Genomic DNA, 17,948 nt, shown 5'->3' with positions numbered 1-17,948 from the left:
CAACCGAGAACCGCCATGACCGTGAACAACGACCGCGCTACCAATCCCCTGCTCGACTTTACCGACCTGCCCCGCTTTGCCGAGATTCGTCCCGAGCACATCAGCCCGGCGCTGGACGTGCTACTGGCCGACGCCCAGGCTGGCGTGGCCCGCGCCGAAGACCCGGCCACCCCGGCCACCTGGACCAGCGCCGTGGCAGCCCTGGAGGCCGCCACCGAGCCGCTCGGCCGCGCCTGGGGCGTGGTGGGCCACCTGAGCGCCGTGGCGGACACGCCCGAACTGCGCAAGGTCCACACCGACAACCTGCCCCGCATGACCGAGTTCTGGTCGTCGCTGGGCCAGAACCTCGCGCTGTTCGAGAAGTACAAGGCCGTGGCCACCGGCCCCGAGTTCGCGGGCCTGACGCCGGCGCGCAAGCAACTGCTCGAAAACGAGCTGCGCGGCTTCCGCCTCGGCGGCGCCGAGCTGCCCGAAGACCGCAAGCCGCGCTTCGCCGAGATCCAGGAGCAGCAGGCCCAGCTTTCCAAGGCCTTCTCGGACCACGTGCTCGACGCCACCAATGCCTACGCCCTCTATATAGAAGACGAGGCGCGCCTGGCCGGCATTCCCGCCGATGCGAAGGAAGCCGCCGCCATCGCCGCGCAGAAGGACGAGAAGGCCGGCTGGAAGTTCACCCTGCACTTCCCGTCGTACTACCCGGTGCTGCAATATGCCGATGACCGCGCGCTGCGCCAGACCATGTACGAAGCGAGCGTGACGCGCGCCTCGGAACTCGGTGCGCAGTACGGCAGCGGGCAGGCCGACTGGGACAACACCGCCAACATGCGCGAGCAGCTGACGCTGCGCCGCGAGGAAGCGCAGATGCTTGGCTACAACAACTACGGCGAGGTCTCGCTCGTGCCGAAGATGGCCGAGTCGCCGGCCGACGTGCTCAAGTTCCTCGACGAACTGGCCGTCAAGGCGCGCCCCTACGCCGAGCGCGACTGGGCCGAGCTGCGCCAGTTCTCCGCCGCCGAGCTGGGCCTGGCCGAGCTGAAGCCGTGGGACGTGGCCTACGCGTCCGAGAAGCTGCGCCAGCAGCGCTATTCGTTCTCGGACGACGAAGTGAAGCAGTATTTCCAGGAGCCGAAGGTGCTCGAAGGGCTGTTCGGCGTGGTCGAGAAGCTGTTCTCGGTCAGCATCCGCCCGGACGAAGCCCAGACCTGGCACAAGGACGTGCGCTTCTACCGCGTAGTGTCGCCGCAGGGCGCCCTGCTCGCCCAGTTCTACATCGACCTCTACGCACGCGAAGGCAAGCGCGGTGGCGCCTGGATGGACGATGCGCGCGGCCGCAAGGAACGCGACAACGGCACCGTGCAGACCCCGGTGGCCTACCTGACCTGCAACTTCACGGCGCCCGTGGGCGGCAAGCCGGCGCTGTTCACGCACGACGAGGTCATCACGCTGTTCCACGAGTTCGGCCACGGCCTGCACCACATGCTGACGCAGGTGGGCGACCTCGGCGTGTCCGGCATCAACGGCGTGGAGTGGGATGCCGTGGAACTGCCGTCGCAGTTCATGGAGAACTTCTGCTGGGAATACGAGGTGCTGGCGAAGATGACCGCCCACGTCGAGACCGGCGCCCCGCTGCCGCGCGCGCTGTTCGACAAGATGCTGGCCGCCAAGAACTTCCAGAACGGCATGATGACGCTGCGCCAGATCGTCTACTCATCGTACGACATGCACCTGCACACCGACTATGACCCGCAGGGCCAGACCTCGGTGCTGGAACTGTCGCGCGAGATCAACGACAGCAAGCACGTGGTGCCGCAGTCGCCGCTGTCGCGCTGGCCGAACACGTTCAGCCACATCTTCGCGGGCGGCTACGCGGCGGGCTACTACAGCTACAAGTGGGCCGAAGTGCTGTCCGCCGATGTCTACGCCGCGTTCGAGGAAGCCGGACAGCTGTCCGGCAGCGTGCTCGATTCGGCCACTGGCGAGCGGTATCGGCGCGAGATCCTGTCGGTGGGCGGCAGCCGCCCGGCGATGGAATCGTTCGTGGCCTTCCGTGGCCGCGCCCCGCAGATCGACGCGCTGCTGCGTCACGGAGGCATGGCGGCGTAATCGTCACATTTACTTCCCGCTTCGCTGACCAGGCGCCCGGCTCATGGACTTTCCTTTCCCAATTCGTCAGGAATGTCCGCCGGGCGCTTGCGTCTGCAACCGGGAGGTCTTGCTTGACGATCCCCAGGCCGACCATCGCATCCTGCGGCTGACGCAGCAGGAGGAAAAGAAGCTCGTGGCACGGCTGGAGCAGCTCACCTCGCTCGAGGAACTGCGGCACATGGAAGCCCGCATGGCCGAATTGCTTGGCATCGAGGTGACCATCACGCCGAGCGCGAACGAAGTCCGCACGACGCGCGGCTTCCGCATCGAACTGGCCGACCGCCCGGGCCTGTGCCGCAAGACCCGCCAGAATATTCCCGCCGCGATTCGCCGCTGCATGGACGCCCATCCGGAAATCGCCTACGCCATCCTCGATCAGGGCGACCTGCTGGGTGGCGGTTTGGGCGAATGAGCCTCCCTCCCCGACTAATAAGAACACTCCACACCGAACAACGATGAGAATCGCCTCCTGGAACGTCAACTCCCTCAAGGTGCGCCTGCCCCAGGTGCTGCAATGGCTTGCCGCGCAGGACGCCGCCGGCACGCCCATCGACGCGCTCTGCCTCCAGGAACTCAAGCTGCCCGACGACAAGTACCCGCTGGCCGAACTCGAGGCGGCTGGCTTCCATAGCGTCTACACGGGCCAGAAGACGTACAACGGCGTGGCGATCGTCGCCCGTGACGGCACCATGCCGGCCGCCGCCGACGTGGTGCGCAACATCCCCGGCTACGAGGACGCCCAACAGCGCGTGGTAGCCGCCACCTATGGCGACGTGCGCCTGATCAGCGCCTACTTCCCCAACGGCCAGGCGCTCGATTCGGACAAGTTCGTCTACAAGCTCGACTGGCTCCAGGCCATCACCGGGTGGCTGCGCGAGGAAATGACGCGCTACCCCAAGCTGGCGCTGCTCGGCGATTTCAATATCGCCCCGGAAGACCGTGACGTGCACGACCCCGCCAAGTGGGAGGGCCAGAACCTGGTCTCGCCCCAGGAGCGCGACGCCTTCAAGGCGCTGATCGCGATGGGCCTGGTCGATTCGTTCCGCCTGTTCGAACAACCGGAGAAGATGTTCTCCTGGTGGGACTACCGGATGATGGGCTTCCGCCGCAACGCGGGCCTGCGCATCGACCACATCCTGCTGTCTCCCGCGCTGGCGGCGGCCTGCACGACTTGTGGCATCGACAAGGAGCCGCGCCGCTGGGAGCAGCCGTCGGACCATACGCCGGTCGTGGCCACGCTGAAACTCGACTGAACGGCGCGGCTGCGGCATCATCGTCGGATGACTGCGCCCCCGCTTTCCCCACCATCCCCGCCATCCCCTAAACCGGCGGCGGATGCGGGCAATCGCCTGCTCCGGCTGTTCCCATGGCGCCACCGCGTAACGCGGGCCGCGCTGCGCGCCGATCTCATCGCCGGGCTGCTCGGCGCCGTGCTGGTGCTGCCGCAGGGCGTGGCGTTTGCCACGCTGGCCGGCCTGCCACCGCAGTACGGCATCTATACCGCCGTGGTGCCGTGCATCGTCGCGGCGCTGTTCGGTTCGAGCTGGCATGTGATGTCGGGGCCGACCAATGCCAACTCGCTGGCGCTGTTCGCCATGCTGAGTCCGGTGGCGTTCGTCGGCAGCCCAGCCTACATCGCGCTGGCGCTGGCCGTGACGATCCTCGTCGGGGTGTTGCAGCTGGCGGTGGGTGCCCTGCGGCTGGGGTCGCTGGCCAACTTCATCTCGCCGTCGGTGCTGCTCGGCTTCACCTGCGGCGCGGCCACGCTGATCGGACTCTATGCCTTGAAGGACCTGTTCGGGCTGGCGGTGCCCACCGGCACCAGCGCGTTCGGCGTGGTCCGCTTCCTGTTCGAGAATGCCGCCACGATCAACTGGAGCGCCGTGATTGTCGGCGCGGTCACGCTGGCGGTCACGCTGGTGGTGCGGCGCATCTCGCGCCGGCTGCCGTTCATGCTGATCGGGCTGGTGGGCGGCTTCGGCGTGGCGCTGGCGCTCAACCATTGGGATGGCGCGCACCATGTGAACGTGGTCGGGCCGATTCCGTCGGCGTTGCCGCCCTTCCAGGTGCCGGACATCAACTGGCGTACCGTGCCGGACCTGCTCGGCATTGCCGCCGCGCTGACCATTGTCGCGCTCGGGCAGTCGATCTCGATCGCCAAGGCTGTCGCGGCGCGCTCGGGCCAGCATGTGGATGCCAACCGCGAGTTCATCGGCCAGGGGCTCTCCAATATCGCGGGCGGATTGTTTTCCAGCTATATCTCGTGCGGCTCGCTGAACCGGTCGATGCCGAACTTCGAGGCCGGCGCGCAGACGCCGCTGGCGAGCGTGTTCTCGGCGGTGCTGCTGGTGGTGCTGGTCATGGTCAGCGCCCCGCTGCTGGCGCAGATCCCGCTGGCGGCCATCGCGGCAATGCTGCTGCTGGTGGCCTGGGGCCTGCTGGACCTGGCACGGCTGCGGCGCATCGCCGACCTCTCGCGCACGGAGTTCGCCATCGCGGTGGGCACCTTCGCCGCTACGCTGGTGATCCGGCTGGAGATGGCGGTGCTGCTCGGCACCATCCTGTCGCTGGTGGCCTACCTGTACCGCACCTCGCGTCCGGCCGTGCGTAGCCTCGTGCCCGACGCAGACGATCCCGGCCGCCGCTTCACCCCGCTCGACGAACTCCGTCGCCCGCAGCCCGAATGCCCGCAGCTGAAGCTGCTACGCATGGAAGGCGCGATCTACTTCGGCGCGGTGCAGTACGTGACGGACCGGCTGCACTGGCTGCGCACGGTCAACCCCGGCCAGACGCGCCTGCTGGCGATGACCAAGAGCATGAACTTCATCGACCTGGCCGGCGCCGAGATGTGGGAGACGGAACTGGCCGAGCGGCGCGCGGCCGGCGGCGACCTCTACTTCCACCGTCCGCGCACGCAGGTGCTGGAGACGTGGGAGCAGACCGGCTTCACCGACAAGCTCGGGCGCGACCACATCTTCCAGACCAAGCGGCAGGCGCTGCACACGATCGTCCGGCAACTGTCCCCGGAAATCTGCGCGCAATGCCACGTGCGCATCTTCGAGGAATGCGCACAGCAGCCCGGCGGCGCGGAAGCGCCCGCACCGGTACCAGCGGATGCCGAAGCGGCTGACGCACCGGAGACCGGCACGCAGGAAACCGCCAAGACCTAGGCCCTGAACCGGTAGGGAAAACGTAGAAAACTAAGGGATGTAGCCAGAATGTGCGCCGGTCGGCCGGTAGGGAAACCGTGCCGAAACCGGCGGCGGAGGGTTGCTGCCGTCGCCTTACACGGACGCCGTTGCCGACGCCATCAGACTGGCGCCACGTGGGCGCGCTTCACCACGACCGGCTGGGGCACGCCCTGCTCGATCAGTACCACGGCGGCGCGCTCGATGGTCTCGCGACCGGCGCGGAACGCCTCTTCCAGCGACAGCACCTGGTCGGCACTGAAGCCTTCCCACAGTGCCTCGCGTGTCACCACGCAGGTCACTTGCTCACCATCGACAATCGCGTGGAACAGCAGGCCCTCATTATTGATGTCGTAGCGATCTTGCTCTTGGAATTTGATTTCCATCATCACAGCCCTCCATATGCAAGTGGAGAAGCATCCTAACATGGCTCGACGCCAATCGTCTGCGATCCCCTGCACTGTGCCATGTGAATGCGATTCGTCTCACTGACCAGCGCGACGGGATGCAAGTTCCGTCGGCATGGCGCCGAGCGCAACAGGGTCGCACGGCGACATGACAATGCCGTGAGCGCCACTGGCGCGGGGCCATGCATGGAATATTTGACAACGCTGAAAACGGTGATAAAATCTCGGTCTTCGTTGGGGCGTTAGCTCAGTTGGTAGAGCAGCGGACTCTTAATCCGTAGGTCGAGTGTTCGAGTCACTCACGCCCCACCAGCGAATTCAAAAAGCCCGGAATCAGCAATGATTCCGGGCTTTTCTTATTCTTGGTCCGCCTGCATCAATCCGCGCCGGCCGCCCGCTCGAACAGCGTGCGCGCCAGCCGGCGGTGATCGCCAAGCACCACGGGCAGGTCGGCCGTCAGCAGTTCGCCGTCGCGCACCACCACGCGGCCGTTGATGATGCTCGTGGCCACATTGCCCGGCGTGCAGAAGACCAGTGCCGCCACCGGATCATGCCCGGCGCCCGCGTAGCCCACGCCCGACATGTCGAAGGCGACGATGTCCGCCGACATGCCCGGGGCCAGCGCGCCGATATCGTCACGGTTCAGCACCCGCGCGCCGCCGAGGGTGGCAATCTCCAGCGCCTCGCGCGCGCTCATCGCCGCCGGGCCGAAGCCCACGCGCTGCAGCAGCATGGCCTGGCGCGCCTCGCCCAGCATATGGGCGCCATCGTTCGATGCACTGCCGTCCACGCCCAGGCCCACCGGCACGCCGGCATCCCGCATCCGGCGGATCGGCGCGATGCCGGACGCCAGCCGCATGTTCGAACACGGGCAATGGGCCACGCCCGTGCCGGTGCGCGCGAACAGCGCCACGCCCTCGTCGTCCAGCTTCACGCAGTGCGCGTGCCAGACATCGTGACCGACCCAGCCCAGCTCCTCGGCGTACTGCGCCGGCGTGAGGCCGAATTTCTCGCGCGAATAGGCGATGTCGTTGTCGTTCTCGGCCAGGTGGGTGTGCAGGGAGACGCCGTAGTGGCGCGCCATGACCGCCGACTCGCGCATCAGGTCACGCGAGACCGAGAACGGCGAGCACGGCGCCAGCACCATGCGCAGCATGGCGTGGCGGGAATCGTCGTGATACTGCTCCACCAGCCGCTGGCTGTCGCGCAGGATGGCGGTTTCCGACTCCACCACCACGTCCGGCGGCAAGCCACCCTGGCTGCGCCCGACGCTCATCGAGCCGCGCGCCGCGTGGAAGCGCATGCCCATCTGCTGCGCCGCCTCGATCGAATCATCCAGCCGCGACCCGTTCGGATACAGGTAGAGGTGATCGCTCGTCGTCGTGCAGCCGGACAGCATCAGCTCGGCCATCGCCGTCTGCGTGGATACGCGGATCATCTCCGGCGTGAGGTGCGACCACAGCATGTAGAGATTGGTCAGCCACGAGAACAGCTCGGCATCCTGCGCGGCCGGCACGGCGCGCGTCAGGCTCTGGTACATGTGATGGTGCGTATTCACCAGCCCCGGCATAACCACGTGGCCGCGCATGTCGATGACTTCGGCGCGGCCTTCGTCGGCCATGCGCCGCCAGGCTTCCGGGAGATCCGCGGTGGGGCCGACCCACTCGATGGCGGGGCCGTTGGCGACCAGCGCGCCGTCCGCGATTTCGCGGCGTTGCGTGTCCATGGTCACGAGGACATCGGCGTGCTGGAGGATCAGGGTCATGGCGTAGGTGTATCGAAGTTGCGGACACCCCGGAGTCTACTGGCGCCACCCAGCGCGCCAAAGCGTCAAATTTCGACGTAGGTGTCCACAATTTGTGGACAGGTCGCCGCGCAAGAGCCCACCAAGTCAGCGGAACAACCCGTCCAGCGCTGCGCCGATGGCCTGCGCCATCAACTCGCCCGCCGCGCTCATCGGCCCGCGCGCCCGCGCCACCAGCCGCAGAGTCTGGCGCTGCAGGCCCCCATCGCGCAACGGTACGAAAACCAGCGCGCCGCGCGCGCGGTCTTCCATCACATCAAGCGGATTGAGTAGCGCCACGCCGCCGCCGGCCGCCGCCAGGCGCTGGATCAGCACCACCGAGGTCGATTCCACAGCGGGTGTGACGTCGATCGATTGGCGGGCGAAGGCGTCGTCCACCAAGGCGCGGATCGACAGTGTCGGCGCGGGCAGGATCAACGGATAGCCGGCCACCTCGGCGAGCAGCGCGGAGGGCTGCGCGGCCAGCGGATGACCGGGCGCGACCACCGCGCCAATCGACCAGTCACGGCTCGCGGCCACGCGGAAGGCGGCCACTTCGGGCAGGTCGTAGCCGAGCCCGAGGTCAGCATCGCCCTGCTCCACCGCGGCGACGATGCCGTCCACCGGCAGATCCGCCACGCGCACGGCGATGCCCGGATGCTGCTGGCGGAAGTCGTGGACGAGCGAGGGCATCAGCGCGCCGGCCAGCCCGGAGGTGGTGGCCACGGTAACCATGCCGCGCCGCGCGCCCTTGATCTCGGCGATGCGCGCCTGGAGCGCGTCGTGCTCGCGTAGCGTCTGGCGCACATGGGCGAGCACCATCTCGCCCAGCGGCGTCAGGTGCAGGCGTTTGTGGATGCGCTCGAACAGCGGCGCGCCCAGTTCGGCCTCCAGATCGAGGATCTGGCGATTGATGGCCGTCGGCGCCACATGCAGATGCTCGGCCGCGCGGCGGATGGAGCCGCGCCGGACCACCTCGTCGAAATACCGCAGAACGCGCGCGTGCATGGAGATGCCCGGAAGCCGAAGTGCGCGCATTGTAATCCGCTGGCATTGCGGTGCAAAAAAATGCGCCGAGGGGCTTGCGTCGTATTCGGTACCTTGCTACAATCTTTTTCTTCGTTGGGGCGTTAGCTCAGTTGGTAGAGCAGCGGACTCTTAATCCGTAGGTCGAGTGTTCGAGTCACTCACGCCCCACCAGCGAATTCAGAAAAGCCCGGAATCCACAAGGTTCCGGGCTTTTTGCTTTGCATCGACGTTTTTGCTTCGCCTCAGCGGCATTGCGCCGCACTTTCCCGCCCGCCACCGGGTTCTCACCGATTTCCCTGCAGAACCCTTTCAGGGTTGAATGCCTGTCAACGCACATCACGGAACGAAGTTCCGTATTGCGGAACTAGACAATACCGGAGGCATCTCTTGAAAGCAGTTCTGAAAGCGGGCGCGGCCGTCGCCCTGGCCATGCTGGGCCTGGCACAAGCGGGCATCGCCCACGCGCAGGCGTATCCCAACAAGCCGATCCGCCTGATCGTACCGTTCGCGGCGGGCGGCACCACCGACATCGTCGGCCGCGCCGTGTCCGACGCACTGGGCCGCGAGCTGGGCCAGCCCGTGGTGGTGGAGAACCGTGGCGGTGGCGGCGGCGCAATCGGCGCCGACGCGCTGGCCAAGTCCGCGCCGGACGGCTACACGCTCGGCATCGCCACCGTGAGCACGATGGCGACCAACCCGGCCACCAACGCCAAGAATCCGTACGATCCGATCAAGGACTTCGCGCCGATCACCAACCTGGTGAACGTGCCGAACGTGCTGACCGTGAACCCCAAGGTGCCGGCGAAGAATCTCAAGGAATTCGTCGCACTGCTGAAGGCCAACCCGGGCAAGTACAGCTACGCCTCGGCCGGCAAGGGCAGCATTTCGCACCTCGATGGCGAGCTGTTCAAGTACATCACCAAGGCCGATATGGTCCACATTCCTTACCGTGGATCGGGCCCCGCCCTGAACGACACGCTGGCCGGCCAGGTCAACGCCCAGTTCGACAACCTGCCGTCGTCGATGCCCTTCATCCAGTCCAGCCGCCTGCGCGCGCTGGCGGTCGCCGCGCCCAAGCGCGTGGAAGGCCTGCCTGACGTGCCCACCTTCGCAGAGGAAGGCATGAAGGACATGAACAACATGGCCTGGTACGGGCTGGTGGCACCGGCCGGCACGCCGCCGGCCATCGTCGCCAAGATCCACGATGCGGCGATCAAGGCACTTCAGGACCCCGCCGTGAAGAAGCGCCTGCATGACAGCGGCGCCTATCCGGACGGCAACACCTCGCAGCAGTACGCCGCCCAGATCAAGCGCGAACTGGACCTCCGCAAGAAGATCGCGGTGGACCAGAACATCACGCTGGAGTAATACCTGCCTCCCCTGCCGCCACCGTGGTGTGGCGGCAGCATCGCCCGAGCGCAGGATCTACAAAATTGCTGGCTGCTGCACGCGCACCCCGGTACAGTAGTAACAAAGCCATTTTTCTCATCTGCTGTATCTGTACGGAATCTGACGACCTCCGACGAATTCCCGGATATGGCGCATTACCTGCGAGGATTGAAGATGCTGAAGAAGACCGTACCGACCCTGATCATTGCTGCGCTGGCCAGCCTGGGCACCATGCAACTGGCGCACGCACAGAAGAACTACACGGACGGTGGCGACATCCACAGCGGCAGCCATACCAAGAAGGCCAGCCCGCACGCCAACACGGCCAAGTCCGGCAAGTTCGACCCGTACACCGACGGCGCGAAGAAGTCCACGCAGACCGATCTCGCCCCGAAGAAGGCCGATCCGTACACGGACGGCGCCAAGGTCGGCAAGGCTGACCCGTACACCGATGGTGCGAAGTCCGGCAAGCCTGACGTCTACACCGACGGCGCCAAGAAGCAGTAAGCGACCCAGGTCGTCGTTTTGCGAAAGCAGCCCGCGCATGTCGCGGGCTGTTTTGTTTTTGGGGCCACACGCCCCCGCCACGAGGTGCGCACGGCACCTCGTGCAAAAGGCTGATTAGGACTTACCCGATCTGTCACACCCATGTCCATACATTACTGATAGTGTCTCGCCTACCGGATGACCCGCCCACTATCAGAGGCAGGCAGCGGTGCCGCCCGGGCCGGCCAATGCACCGGCCCATGCACAGACGATGCAAGCAGGCGGCAAACCCAGATTGGGAGACCTGAGCCAATGCAGCCGAAAGCACTCGAAATCAATGAGCCGATCGTGCTCGCGCTTGTCGACGCCGTGACCGCGTGGCAAGCCGCCCTCGAACAGACCTTGTCTGTCTCGGGGCTGACCTATCCGAAATGGCTGTTGCTGCGCGCCATCCACACCGGCACCTTCCGCCGCGGATTGCCGTTGTCGGCCGCCGTGTTCATGGACGTGGCCCAGACCGAACGGCTGCTCAACGAGTTGCGCGAGGAAGGCTGGCTGGCGTTCGAGGCCAATGGCGCCCCGCGCATCGCGGCCAGCGCCGCCGCGCGGCTGGACCGTGCCGGCCAGGGCGTGAAGGCCCTGCACTCGGTCTCGGTGGGCCAGTTCAATGCCGAGGAGCGCGTGGCGCTGACCGGCCTGCTGCATCGCATGACCGGCACGCTGCAGGACCATGCCGAGCGCCATCGCCGCAATGCCGCATGGGAGCGCTCCGAAAGCTCCGTGGTCGTACCGCCCGAGGTCGGCCGCGCCGCGCTGCGCGCCGTGGCCGCCTGACCCGCTTGCGCTTCATCTGATCCCCGGGCGCCTCGCCCGTCTCAACCTGCCCGCTGACGTGTTTTGTCACCCGGGCAGGTCAAAACTTTCCTACAGTATGAGCATGCACCGGCACACGCCGAGGAGATGCCATGCCTCCGGAAAACGAAGAAAAAGTCGCGCAGTTGCTGGATGACCTCGTCGCGCTCGCGCGCGAGCGGCTCCCCGCCGCCACGTTCGAGGTGCTGGAACCCCTGCTGCGCCACTACTACGACCTGGCCGATGCCGAGGACCTGCTCGCACGCAACGTGGCGGACCTCTACGGCGCGATCATGGCCCATTGGCAGACCGCCCAGAAGTTCGTGCCGGGCACCGCGCGCGTGCGGGTCTACAACCCGAAGCTCGAGGAACACGGCTGGCACTCGGACCATACGATCATCGAGATCGTCAACGACGACATGCCGTTCCTCGTCGATTCGATCACGATGGAGATCAACCGGCTCGGCCTGACGCTCCATTCGACCATCCACCCGGTCTTCAACATCTGCCGCGATGCCAAGGGCACGATCCTGCGGGTGGGCCTGGGCGGGCGGAACGACGCCGACCCGGCCGGCAACACCACCTGCCGGCTCGAATCGTTCATGCATTTCGAGGTGGACCGCACCGGCGAAGGCGCCCGGCTGGAAACGCTGCGCACCGGCATCGCCCGCATCCTCGGCGATGTGCGCGCCGCCGTGGAAGACTGGCCGCGCATGCAGCAGGTGGCCGAGGACACCGTCGCCAGCATGGGCCGCGCGCCGGACGCCGCGAGCCCGGAATCGGTGGAGGCCCGCGCCTTCCTCGAATGGCTGCTCGACGACCATTTCACCTTCCTCGGCCAGCGCGACTACGAGCTGGTGCCACGCGACGGCCAGTACTTCCTGCGCGGCGTGCCGGGCTCGGGCGCGGGCATCCTGCGCGAAGCGCTGCGCGATCCGGGCGAGGACGACCTGACCCCGCTGCCCGCCGCCGCCGCGAGCGTCATCGAAGGGGCCTCGCCAATCTTCCTGACCAAGGCCAACTCGCGCGCGACCGTCCATCGGCCCGGCTATCTCGACTATGTGGGCGTGAAGCTGCTCGACGCCAACGGCAAGCTGTTCGGCGAACGACGCTTCGTGGGGCTGTACACGTCCACGGCCTATATGGTCAGCACCAGCGAGATTCCGCTGGCGCGGCGCAAGTGCGCCAACATCCTGGCGCGCGCCGGCTTCCTGACCAAGGGCCACCTGTACAAGTCGCTGGTCACCATCCTCGAGCAATATCCGCGCGATGACCTGTTCCAGGCCGACGAGGACGAGCTGTTCGAGATCGCCATCGGCATCCTGCGGCTGCAGGAGCACCAGCGCATCCGGCTGTTCGTGCGGCGCGACCGCTTCGACCGATTTATCTCGTGCCTGGTCTTCGTGCCGCGCGACAAGTACAACACCGACCTGCGCCAGCGCATCCAGAAGCTGCTGGTGGAGGCGTTCCATGGCACCAGCTGCGAGTTCACGCCGCTGCTGTCCGAATCCCCGCTGGCGCGCATTCAGCTCACCGTGCGTGGCGAGCCGGGCACCATGCCCGAGGTGGACACCCGCGAGCTGGAAGAGCGCATCGTGCAGGCCACGCGCCGCTGGCAGGACGACCTGGCCACCGCGCTCCACGTCAGCCGGGGCGAGGAACAAGGCATCGTGCTGCTGCGCCGCTACTGCGACGCCTTCCCCGCCGGCTACCGCGAGGACTACGCTGCCCGCACCGCCGTGCGCGACATCGAGCTGATGGAGCACGCGCGCCAGCACCCGAGCGGCCTCGCCATGAACCTGTACCGGCCCATCGAGGCCGCGCCGGGCGCGTTCCGCTTCAAGGTCTTCCGCGCCGGGGAGCCCATCGCGCTGTCCCTGAGCCTGCCGATGCTCGAACACCTGGGCGTGCGCGTGGACGAGGAGCGCCCCTACCTGATCGAGCCCGATGCCGGCGCGCCGGTGTGGATCCACGACTTCGGCCTGGAGATTGCCGCTGACCCCGAGGGCCGCCCTCTGGACGTGGAGATCGAGCGCGTGAAGCCGCTGTTCGAGGACGCCTTCGCGCGGGCCTGGAACGGCGAGATCGAAAACGACGATTTCAATCGGCTCGTCCTACGCGCCGGGCTGGCCGCGCGCGACGTGACCATCCTGCGTGCGTTTGCCAAGTACCTGCGGCAAGTGGGCTCGACCTTCAGCAATGCCTATATCGAGCGCGCGCTGACCAGCAATCCGAATATCGCCGCGCTGCTTGTGGCGCTGTTCGTGGCCCGCTTCGACCCTGCCGTGGCCACGCCGGGTGACGAGACGCGCACCCAGCGCCTGCTGGCCGAGATCGACGCCGCGCTAGACAAGGTGCCCAACCTCGACGAGGACCGCATCCTGCGCCTGTTCCTGAACGTGATCGCGGCCACGGTGCGGACCAACTACTTCCACCGCGACGCGGAGGGCCAGCCGCGCCCCTACGTCTCATTCAAGTTCAATCCGGCGCTGGTGCAGGGCCTGCCCGAGCCACGGCCGATGTTCGAGATCTGGGTCTACTCGCCGCGCGTGGAGGGGGTGCATCTGCGCGGCGGCCGGGTGGCCCGGGGCGGGCTGCGCTGGTCGGACCGGCGCGAGGACTTCCGCACCGAGGTGCTGGGCCTGATGAAGGCGCAGATGGTGAAGAACGTGGTGATCGTGCCGGTGGGCTCGAAAGGCGGCTTCGTGGTCAAGCGCCCGCCGCCCGCCACCGACCGCGACGCCTATCTGGCCGAAGGCGTGGCCTGCTACCAGACCTTCCTGCGCGGGCTGCTCGACCTGACCGACAACCTCGTCTCCGGCGACATCGTGCCGCCGCCCGAAGTGGTGCGCCACGACGAATCGGACCCCTACCTCGTGGTGGCCGCCGACAAGGGCACCGCGACGTTCTCCGACTACGCCAACGCCATCTCGGGCGAGTACCGCTTCTGGCTCGACGACGCCTTCGCGTCGGGCGGCTCGGTCGGCTACGACCACAAGAAGATGGCGATCACCGCGCGCGGCGCGTGGGAGAGCGTGAAGCGCCATTTCCGCGAGATGGGCGTTGATATCCAGACCACGCCGTTCACGGTAGTGGGCATCGGTGACATGTCCGGCGACGTGTTCGGCAACGGCATGCTGCTTTCTCCGCACATCAAGCTGCTGGCCGCGTTCGACCATCGGCACATCTTCCTCGACCCGGACCCCGACTGCGCCAGGAGCCTGGCCGAGCGCGCGCGGCTGTTCGCCCTGCCCCGTTCGAGCTGGGCCGACTACGACACCGCGCTGATCTCGGCCGGCGGCGGCATCTATCCGCGCACGGCCAAGACCATCGCGCTCACGCCGCAGGTGCAGGCGGCGCTGGGGATCACGACCAGCACGCTGTCGCCGGCGGACCTGATCCACGCGCTGCTGATGGCGCCCGTCGACCTGCTCTACAACGGCGGCATCGGCACCTACGTCAAGGCTGCGTCCGAGACCCATCAGCAAGCCGGCGACCGCACCAACGATGCGGTGCGCGTGAACGGCGCCGAACTGCGCTGCAAGGTGGTGGGCGAAGGCGGCAATCTCGGCTTCACCCAGCTTGGCCGCATCGAGTTCGCGCGCAAGGGGGGCCGGATCAATACCGATGCCATCGACAATTCGGCCGGCGTCGATTGCTCCGATCACGAGGTCAATATCAAGATTCTGCTAGGCATCGTGATGGCCGACGGCGAGATGACCATCAAGCAGCGCAATACGCTGCTGGCCGAGATGACCGACGAGGTGGGCCTGCTGGTGCTCCAGGACAACTACTACCAGACCCAGGCGCTCTCCGTGGCGGGCCGTCAGGCCACGGAACTGCTCGACGCCGAGGCGCGGCTGATCCGCTGGCTCGAGCGCGCGGGCCGGCTCAACCGTCCGCTCGAATTCCTGCCGCCCGAGGACGAGATCGCCGAACGCAAGGCACTCGGCGCGGGGCTGACGTCGCCCGAGCGTGCGGTGCTGCTGGCCTATAGCAAGATGTGGTTGTACGACGAGCTGCTGGTCTCGGACCTGCCCGAGGACGCGCTCGTCTCGACGCTGTTGGCCGACTACTTCCCCGAGCCGCTGCGCGTGCGCCATGCCGAGCCGATGCAGCGGCATCCGCTGCGGCGCGAAATCCTCGCCACGCACCTGACCAACATCCTCGTGAACCGCGTCGGGCCGACCTTCGTCCATCATCTGATGGAGGAGACCGACGGGCGTCCGGCCGATATCGTGCGCGCCTGCCTGCTGGCGCGTGACGTGTTCGGGCTGTCCGGGATCTGGGCGCGCATCGACGCCTTCGACAACCGCGTGGACGACGCCATCCAGGCGCAGATGTTCGGCGCGCTGGCGCGGCTGCTCGAGCGCGCCACGCTCTGGTTCGTGCGCTACCTGCGCGGCGGCGGCACGGTAGAGCCCGGCGCGACGCGCTTCGTCGAAGCCGCGCGCTGGCTCACGCCGCAACTGCCCAAGCTGCTGCCGCCCGAGGGCGCAGAGGCCATGGCTGAGCGGGCGATGACGCTGATCGAAGCCGGTGTGGACGACGACCTCGCCCTGCGCGTGGCCGCCAGCGATGCGGCTGCGGCCTCGCTCGACGTGGCCGAGGTTGCAGCCGCCTGCCAGCGCAGCCTGGACACCGTGGCAGCGGTCTACTTCGCCCTCGATTCGGAACTCAATTTCGGATGGCTGCGCGAGCGCGCGTTCTCACTGCCGGCGGACACACACTGGGACCTGCTCGCCCGCACGACCACGCTGGAAGACCTGGGGCGGCTCAAGCGCGCGCTGACGACCAGCGTGCTGGGCCAGTCGCGCGAGGTGGAGGACGCCCCGGCGCTGATCGAGGACTGGCGCAAGAGCCGACAGGTGGCGCTGGACCGCTTCGCACAGATGCTGGCCGACCAGCGCGCGTCGGGCGCCACGGGGGCCTCGGCGTTGTCGATGCTGTCCGTTGCGGTGAAGGAAATCGGCTTGCTGGAGCGCGCCTGACCGGCCCCAGGCGGCGGGCGCTGATTGACGGCTAGCGACGGCTAGTGGCTAGCCGTCAGCGCTCGTCGATGTCGATGACATCGTCATCGTCGTCCATGTCGCGCAGCGCGGGCAGGTCGTCGTCTTCGGCGCCGTCAAGGTCGTCGCTGCCGTCGCCGCGCGCGCGGAACTCCAGACCCAGGCGGAGGAAGAGGTCGAACGCATCGGCCAGCAGGTGCTTCTGACGCGGCAGCAAGCTCGCGTACGGCATGTCGTAGATCGACTGGTGCGTGCCGCGCGCGCCCTTCAGGCCGCGGTCGCGCGCAATGTCGGACAGCAATGCGGCGAAGCCGGACAGGTCCTGCGCGGCCAGCGCGGCATTGAGCACGCGGGCAATCACTTGTGGGGATGCACCTGACCATCCAATGAGCTCGGCATTGGAGGCGGCGTCGTGGGATAAGTCGCTGATGTCCATCTCCGTCTTAACGGTCCCACAGTCGCCGGCTTGAGGCGTCTTGCTTTTCGCCATGCGCGTCGACCCCCTTTACGTCGATCAGCTCCGTCGAGCTTTCGGCGGCGCGGCATCCGCGCCCGAGGCTTCGCGCCGGAGTTGCTTGTAGTCGATGCTGCCGTCCGCACGATGCGAGGCCATCAGGCGGTTGCGCGCGCCGCAGAGCGGGCAGCGGAAGATGGGGCCCTGCCCCTCGTTCTTGATCACCACCTCGGCGGGCTTCCAGCGCGCACCACAGGGTTGGTTCTGACATACAAACATCACGGACTCCAAAAGACGCTGCAAATCGTAACACGTGTGTCTGTCGCGTCACACCATGCAGGGCCGCCATTTGGCCCCTACCTTGGCGGGATAGCGGGCGTCACAGCGGCGTTATGTTGAGAATAGATTGGGATCGATCAGGCCACGAAGCGTGCTTCGTTTTACCGAATCTGCGACATCAGCCGTTGTTCTGGACCCAGTGCCGTGCCCAGGCGCCAGCCGCCATGCGTGCCTCGGCAGCGGTCGGATACGTGGCCGGCGGACCGCCCGCCTCCTGCACTATCGCGCCGGCCTCCCAGATATCGCACCAGGCCTTGTACCGTGCCGGAGCGAGCGCCTGCCAGAACAGGTGCACCACGAAGCCGCGGTATTCGAACATGTCCGCGCCGCTCTCCGGCGCCGCGGACGGTGCCCGGGCGGCATCCTCGACGGGCGAGGCAGCCGGCGAGACATCCGCCGAGACATCCGGAGACAAATTCGCGGACACATCGGTCCGTGCGCGAGACATGGCGCGCATCGCGCACAGGCTCGCGGCCATCGCGCCGACCAACACGCCCGCGCCAAACCAGCAGGCCCTGAGTTCACGTTGCCCCATCGCGCCCTCCCGCAGCGATGCTCTCCTATGGCGAGACGCGCAGGAGAATCGGAGGTTCCCTGATTTCAGGTTATACCAAAGCGACCTGCACGGTGCATTCAAACGGCGCCGCCGCAACCCATAATGAAAAACGCCGCGCCGAGAAAATCGGGCGGCGTTTCTTCGTCGGGGGATTACGTACGGAACGCGCCGTTCATTCGAGGAGTTTCACCACCGTGGTCAGCAGCCAGCCAACCGCCATACAGGCACCGACCCAGCCGGTGCCGATCAGGAAAACATCACGCCAACTCATGACTCACCCTGCGTTTCAAATCATCGTCCTAGGCTAGGCC

The 17,948-nt window shown here is 67.0% G+C and carries 14 protein-coding genes and 2 tRNA genes; 10 read left to right on the top strand and 6 right to left on the bottom strand.

Annotated elements, in window-relative coordinates; translation table 11 throughout:
• Nucleotides 1-15: 15 nt before the first annotated feature.
• From BM115_RS09090 to BM115_RS09075, 4 genes are read left to right on the top strand one after another with little or no spacing between them, the layout of a single operon-like run.
• Nucleotides 16-2,103, top strand: coding sequence for a M3 family metallopeptidase (locus BM115_RS09090; RefSeq protein ID WP_092292835.1), 2,088 nt, complete (start codon nucleotides 16-18; stop codon nucleotides 2,101-2,103).
• 43 nt (nucleotides 2,104-2,146) lie between these two features.
• A complete protein-coding gene (locus tag BM115_RS09085; RefSeq protein ID WP_092292833.1) occupies nucleotides 2,147-2,557 on the top strand; it encodes a hypothetical protein in 411 nt (136 codons plus the stop codon).
• Nucleotides 2,558-2,600: 43 nt separating this feature from the next.
• Entirely contained in the window at nucleotides 2,601-3,398 is a 798-nt protein-coding gene (xth, locus tag BM115_RS09080; protein ID WP_092292831.1) for an exodeoxyribonuclease III, read from the top strand.
• A 27-nt stretch (nucleotides 3,399-3,425) separates the two neighbouring features.
• Nucleotides 3,426-5,315, top strand: coding sequence for a SulP family inorganic anion transporter (locus tag BM115_RS09075; RefSeq protein WP_092292829.1), 1,890 nt, complete (start codon nucleotides 3,426-3,428; stop codon nucleotides 5,313-5,315).
• Nucleotides 5,316-5,455: 140 nt separating this feature from the next.
• Here the strand turns inward: BM115_RS09075 and BM115_RS09070 are convergent, their stop codons facing one another.
• On the bottom strand, nucleotides 5,456-5,719 hold the full coding sequence (locus BM115_RS09070) for a DUF1488 family protein (RefSeq protein ID WP_092293309.1): 264 nt from the start codon (nucleotides 5,717-5,719) through the stop codon (nucleotides 5,456-5,458).
• A gap of 257 nt (nucleotides 5,720-5,976) precedes the next feature.
• On the opposite strand from BM115_RS09070, the gene BM115_RS09065 reads away from it, so the two are divergent.
• Nucleotides 5,977-6,052, top strand: a tRNA-Lys gene (locus tag BM115_RS09065).
• Nucleotides 6,053-6,116: 64 nt separating this feature from the next.
• Here the strand turns inward: BM115_RS09065 and BM115_RS09060 are convergent.
• Entirely contained in the window at nucleotides 6,117-7,505 is a 1,389-nt protein-coding gene (locus BM115_RS09060) for an 8-oxoguanine deaminase (RefSeq protein WP_092292827.1), read from the bottom strand.
• 126 nt (nucleotides 7,506-7,631) lie between these two features.
• Entirely contained in the window at nucleotides 7,632-8,531 is a 900-nt protein-coding gene (locus tag BM115_RS09055; protein WP_092292825.1) for a LysR family transcriptional regulator, read from the bottom strand.
• A 116-nt stretch (nucleotides 8,532-8,647) separates the two neighbouring features.
• On the opposite strand from BM115_RS09055, the gene BM115_RS09050 reads away from it, so the two are divergent.
• From BM115_RS09050 to BM115_RS09030, 5 genes are all read left to right on the top strand, one after another.
• Nucleotides 8,648-8,723, top strand: a tRNA-Lys gene (locus BM115_RS09050).
• Nucleotides 8,724-8,939: 216 nt separating this feature from the next.
• Nucleotides 8,940-9,920 (top strand): Bug family tripartite tricarboxylate transporter substrate binding protein, encoded by a 981-nt coding sequence (locus BM115_RS09045; RefSeq protein ID WP_092292823.1) that lies wholly within the window; start codon nucleotides 8,940-8,942, stop codon nucleotides 9,918-9,920.
• 195 nt (nucleotides 9,921-10,115) lie between these two features.
• Complete coding sequence (locus BM115_RS09040; protein WP_092292821.1) at nucleotides 10,116-10,448, top strand: hypothetical protein; 333 nt, start codon at nucleotides 10,116-10,118, stop codon at nucleotides 10,446-10,448.
• Between the two features lie 291 nt (nucleotides 10,449-10,739).
• Nucleotides 10,740-11,261 (top strand): MarR family transcriptional regulator, encoded by a 522-nt coding sequence (locus BM115_RS09035; protein WP_092292819.1) that lies wholly within the window; start codon nucleotides 10,740-10,742, stop codon nucleotides 11,259-11,261.
• A 131-nt stretch (nucleotides 11,262-11,392) separates the two neighbouring features.
• Complete coding sequence (locus BM115_RS09030) at nucleotides 11,393-16,270, top strand: NAD-glutamate dehydrogenase (protein WP_092292817.1); 4,878 nt, start codon at nucleotides 11,393-11,395, stop codon at nucleotides 16,268-16,270.
• 55 nt (nucleotides 16,271-16,325) lie between these two features.
• Here the strand turns inward: BM115_RS09030 and BM115_RS09025 are convergent, their stop codons facing one another.
• The 3 genes from BM115_RS09025 to BM115_RS09015 form a co-directional block, all read right to left on the bottom strand.
• Entirely contained in the window at nucleotides 16,326-16,724 is a 399-nt protein-coding gene (locus tag BM115_RS09025; protein WP_092292815.1) for a hypothetical protein, read from the bottom strand.
• Between the two features lie 78 nt (nucleotides 16,725-16,802).
• Entirely contained in the window at nucleotides 16,803-17,021 is a 219-nt protein-coding gene (locus tag BM115_RS09020; protein WP_092292813.1) for a hypothetical protein, read from the bottom strand.
• A gap of 178 nt (nucleotides 17,022-17,199) precedes the next feature.
• Nucleotides 17,200-17,616, bottom strand: a complete 417-nt coding sequence (locus BM115_RS09015; protein ID WP_092292811.1) for a hypothetical protein — start codon at nucleotides 17,614-17,616, stop codon at nucleotides 17,200-17,202.
• Nucleotides 17,617-17,948: the final 332 nt, after the last annotated feature.

The sequence above is a fragment of the Cupriavidus sp. OV096 genome (genome assembly GCF_900115455.1).
Classification (GTDB): Bacteria; Pseudomonadota; Gammaproteobacteria; order Burkholderiales; family Burkholderiaceae; genus Cupriavidus.
This window is presented reverse-complemented; position numbering and strand designations above follow the sequence as displayed.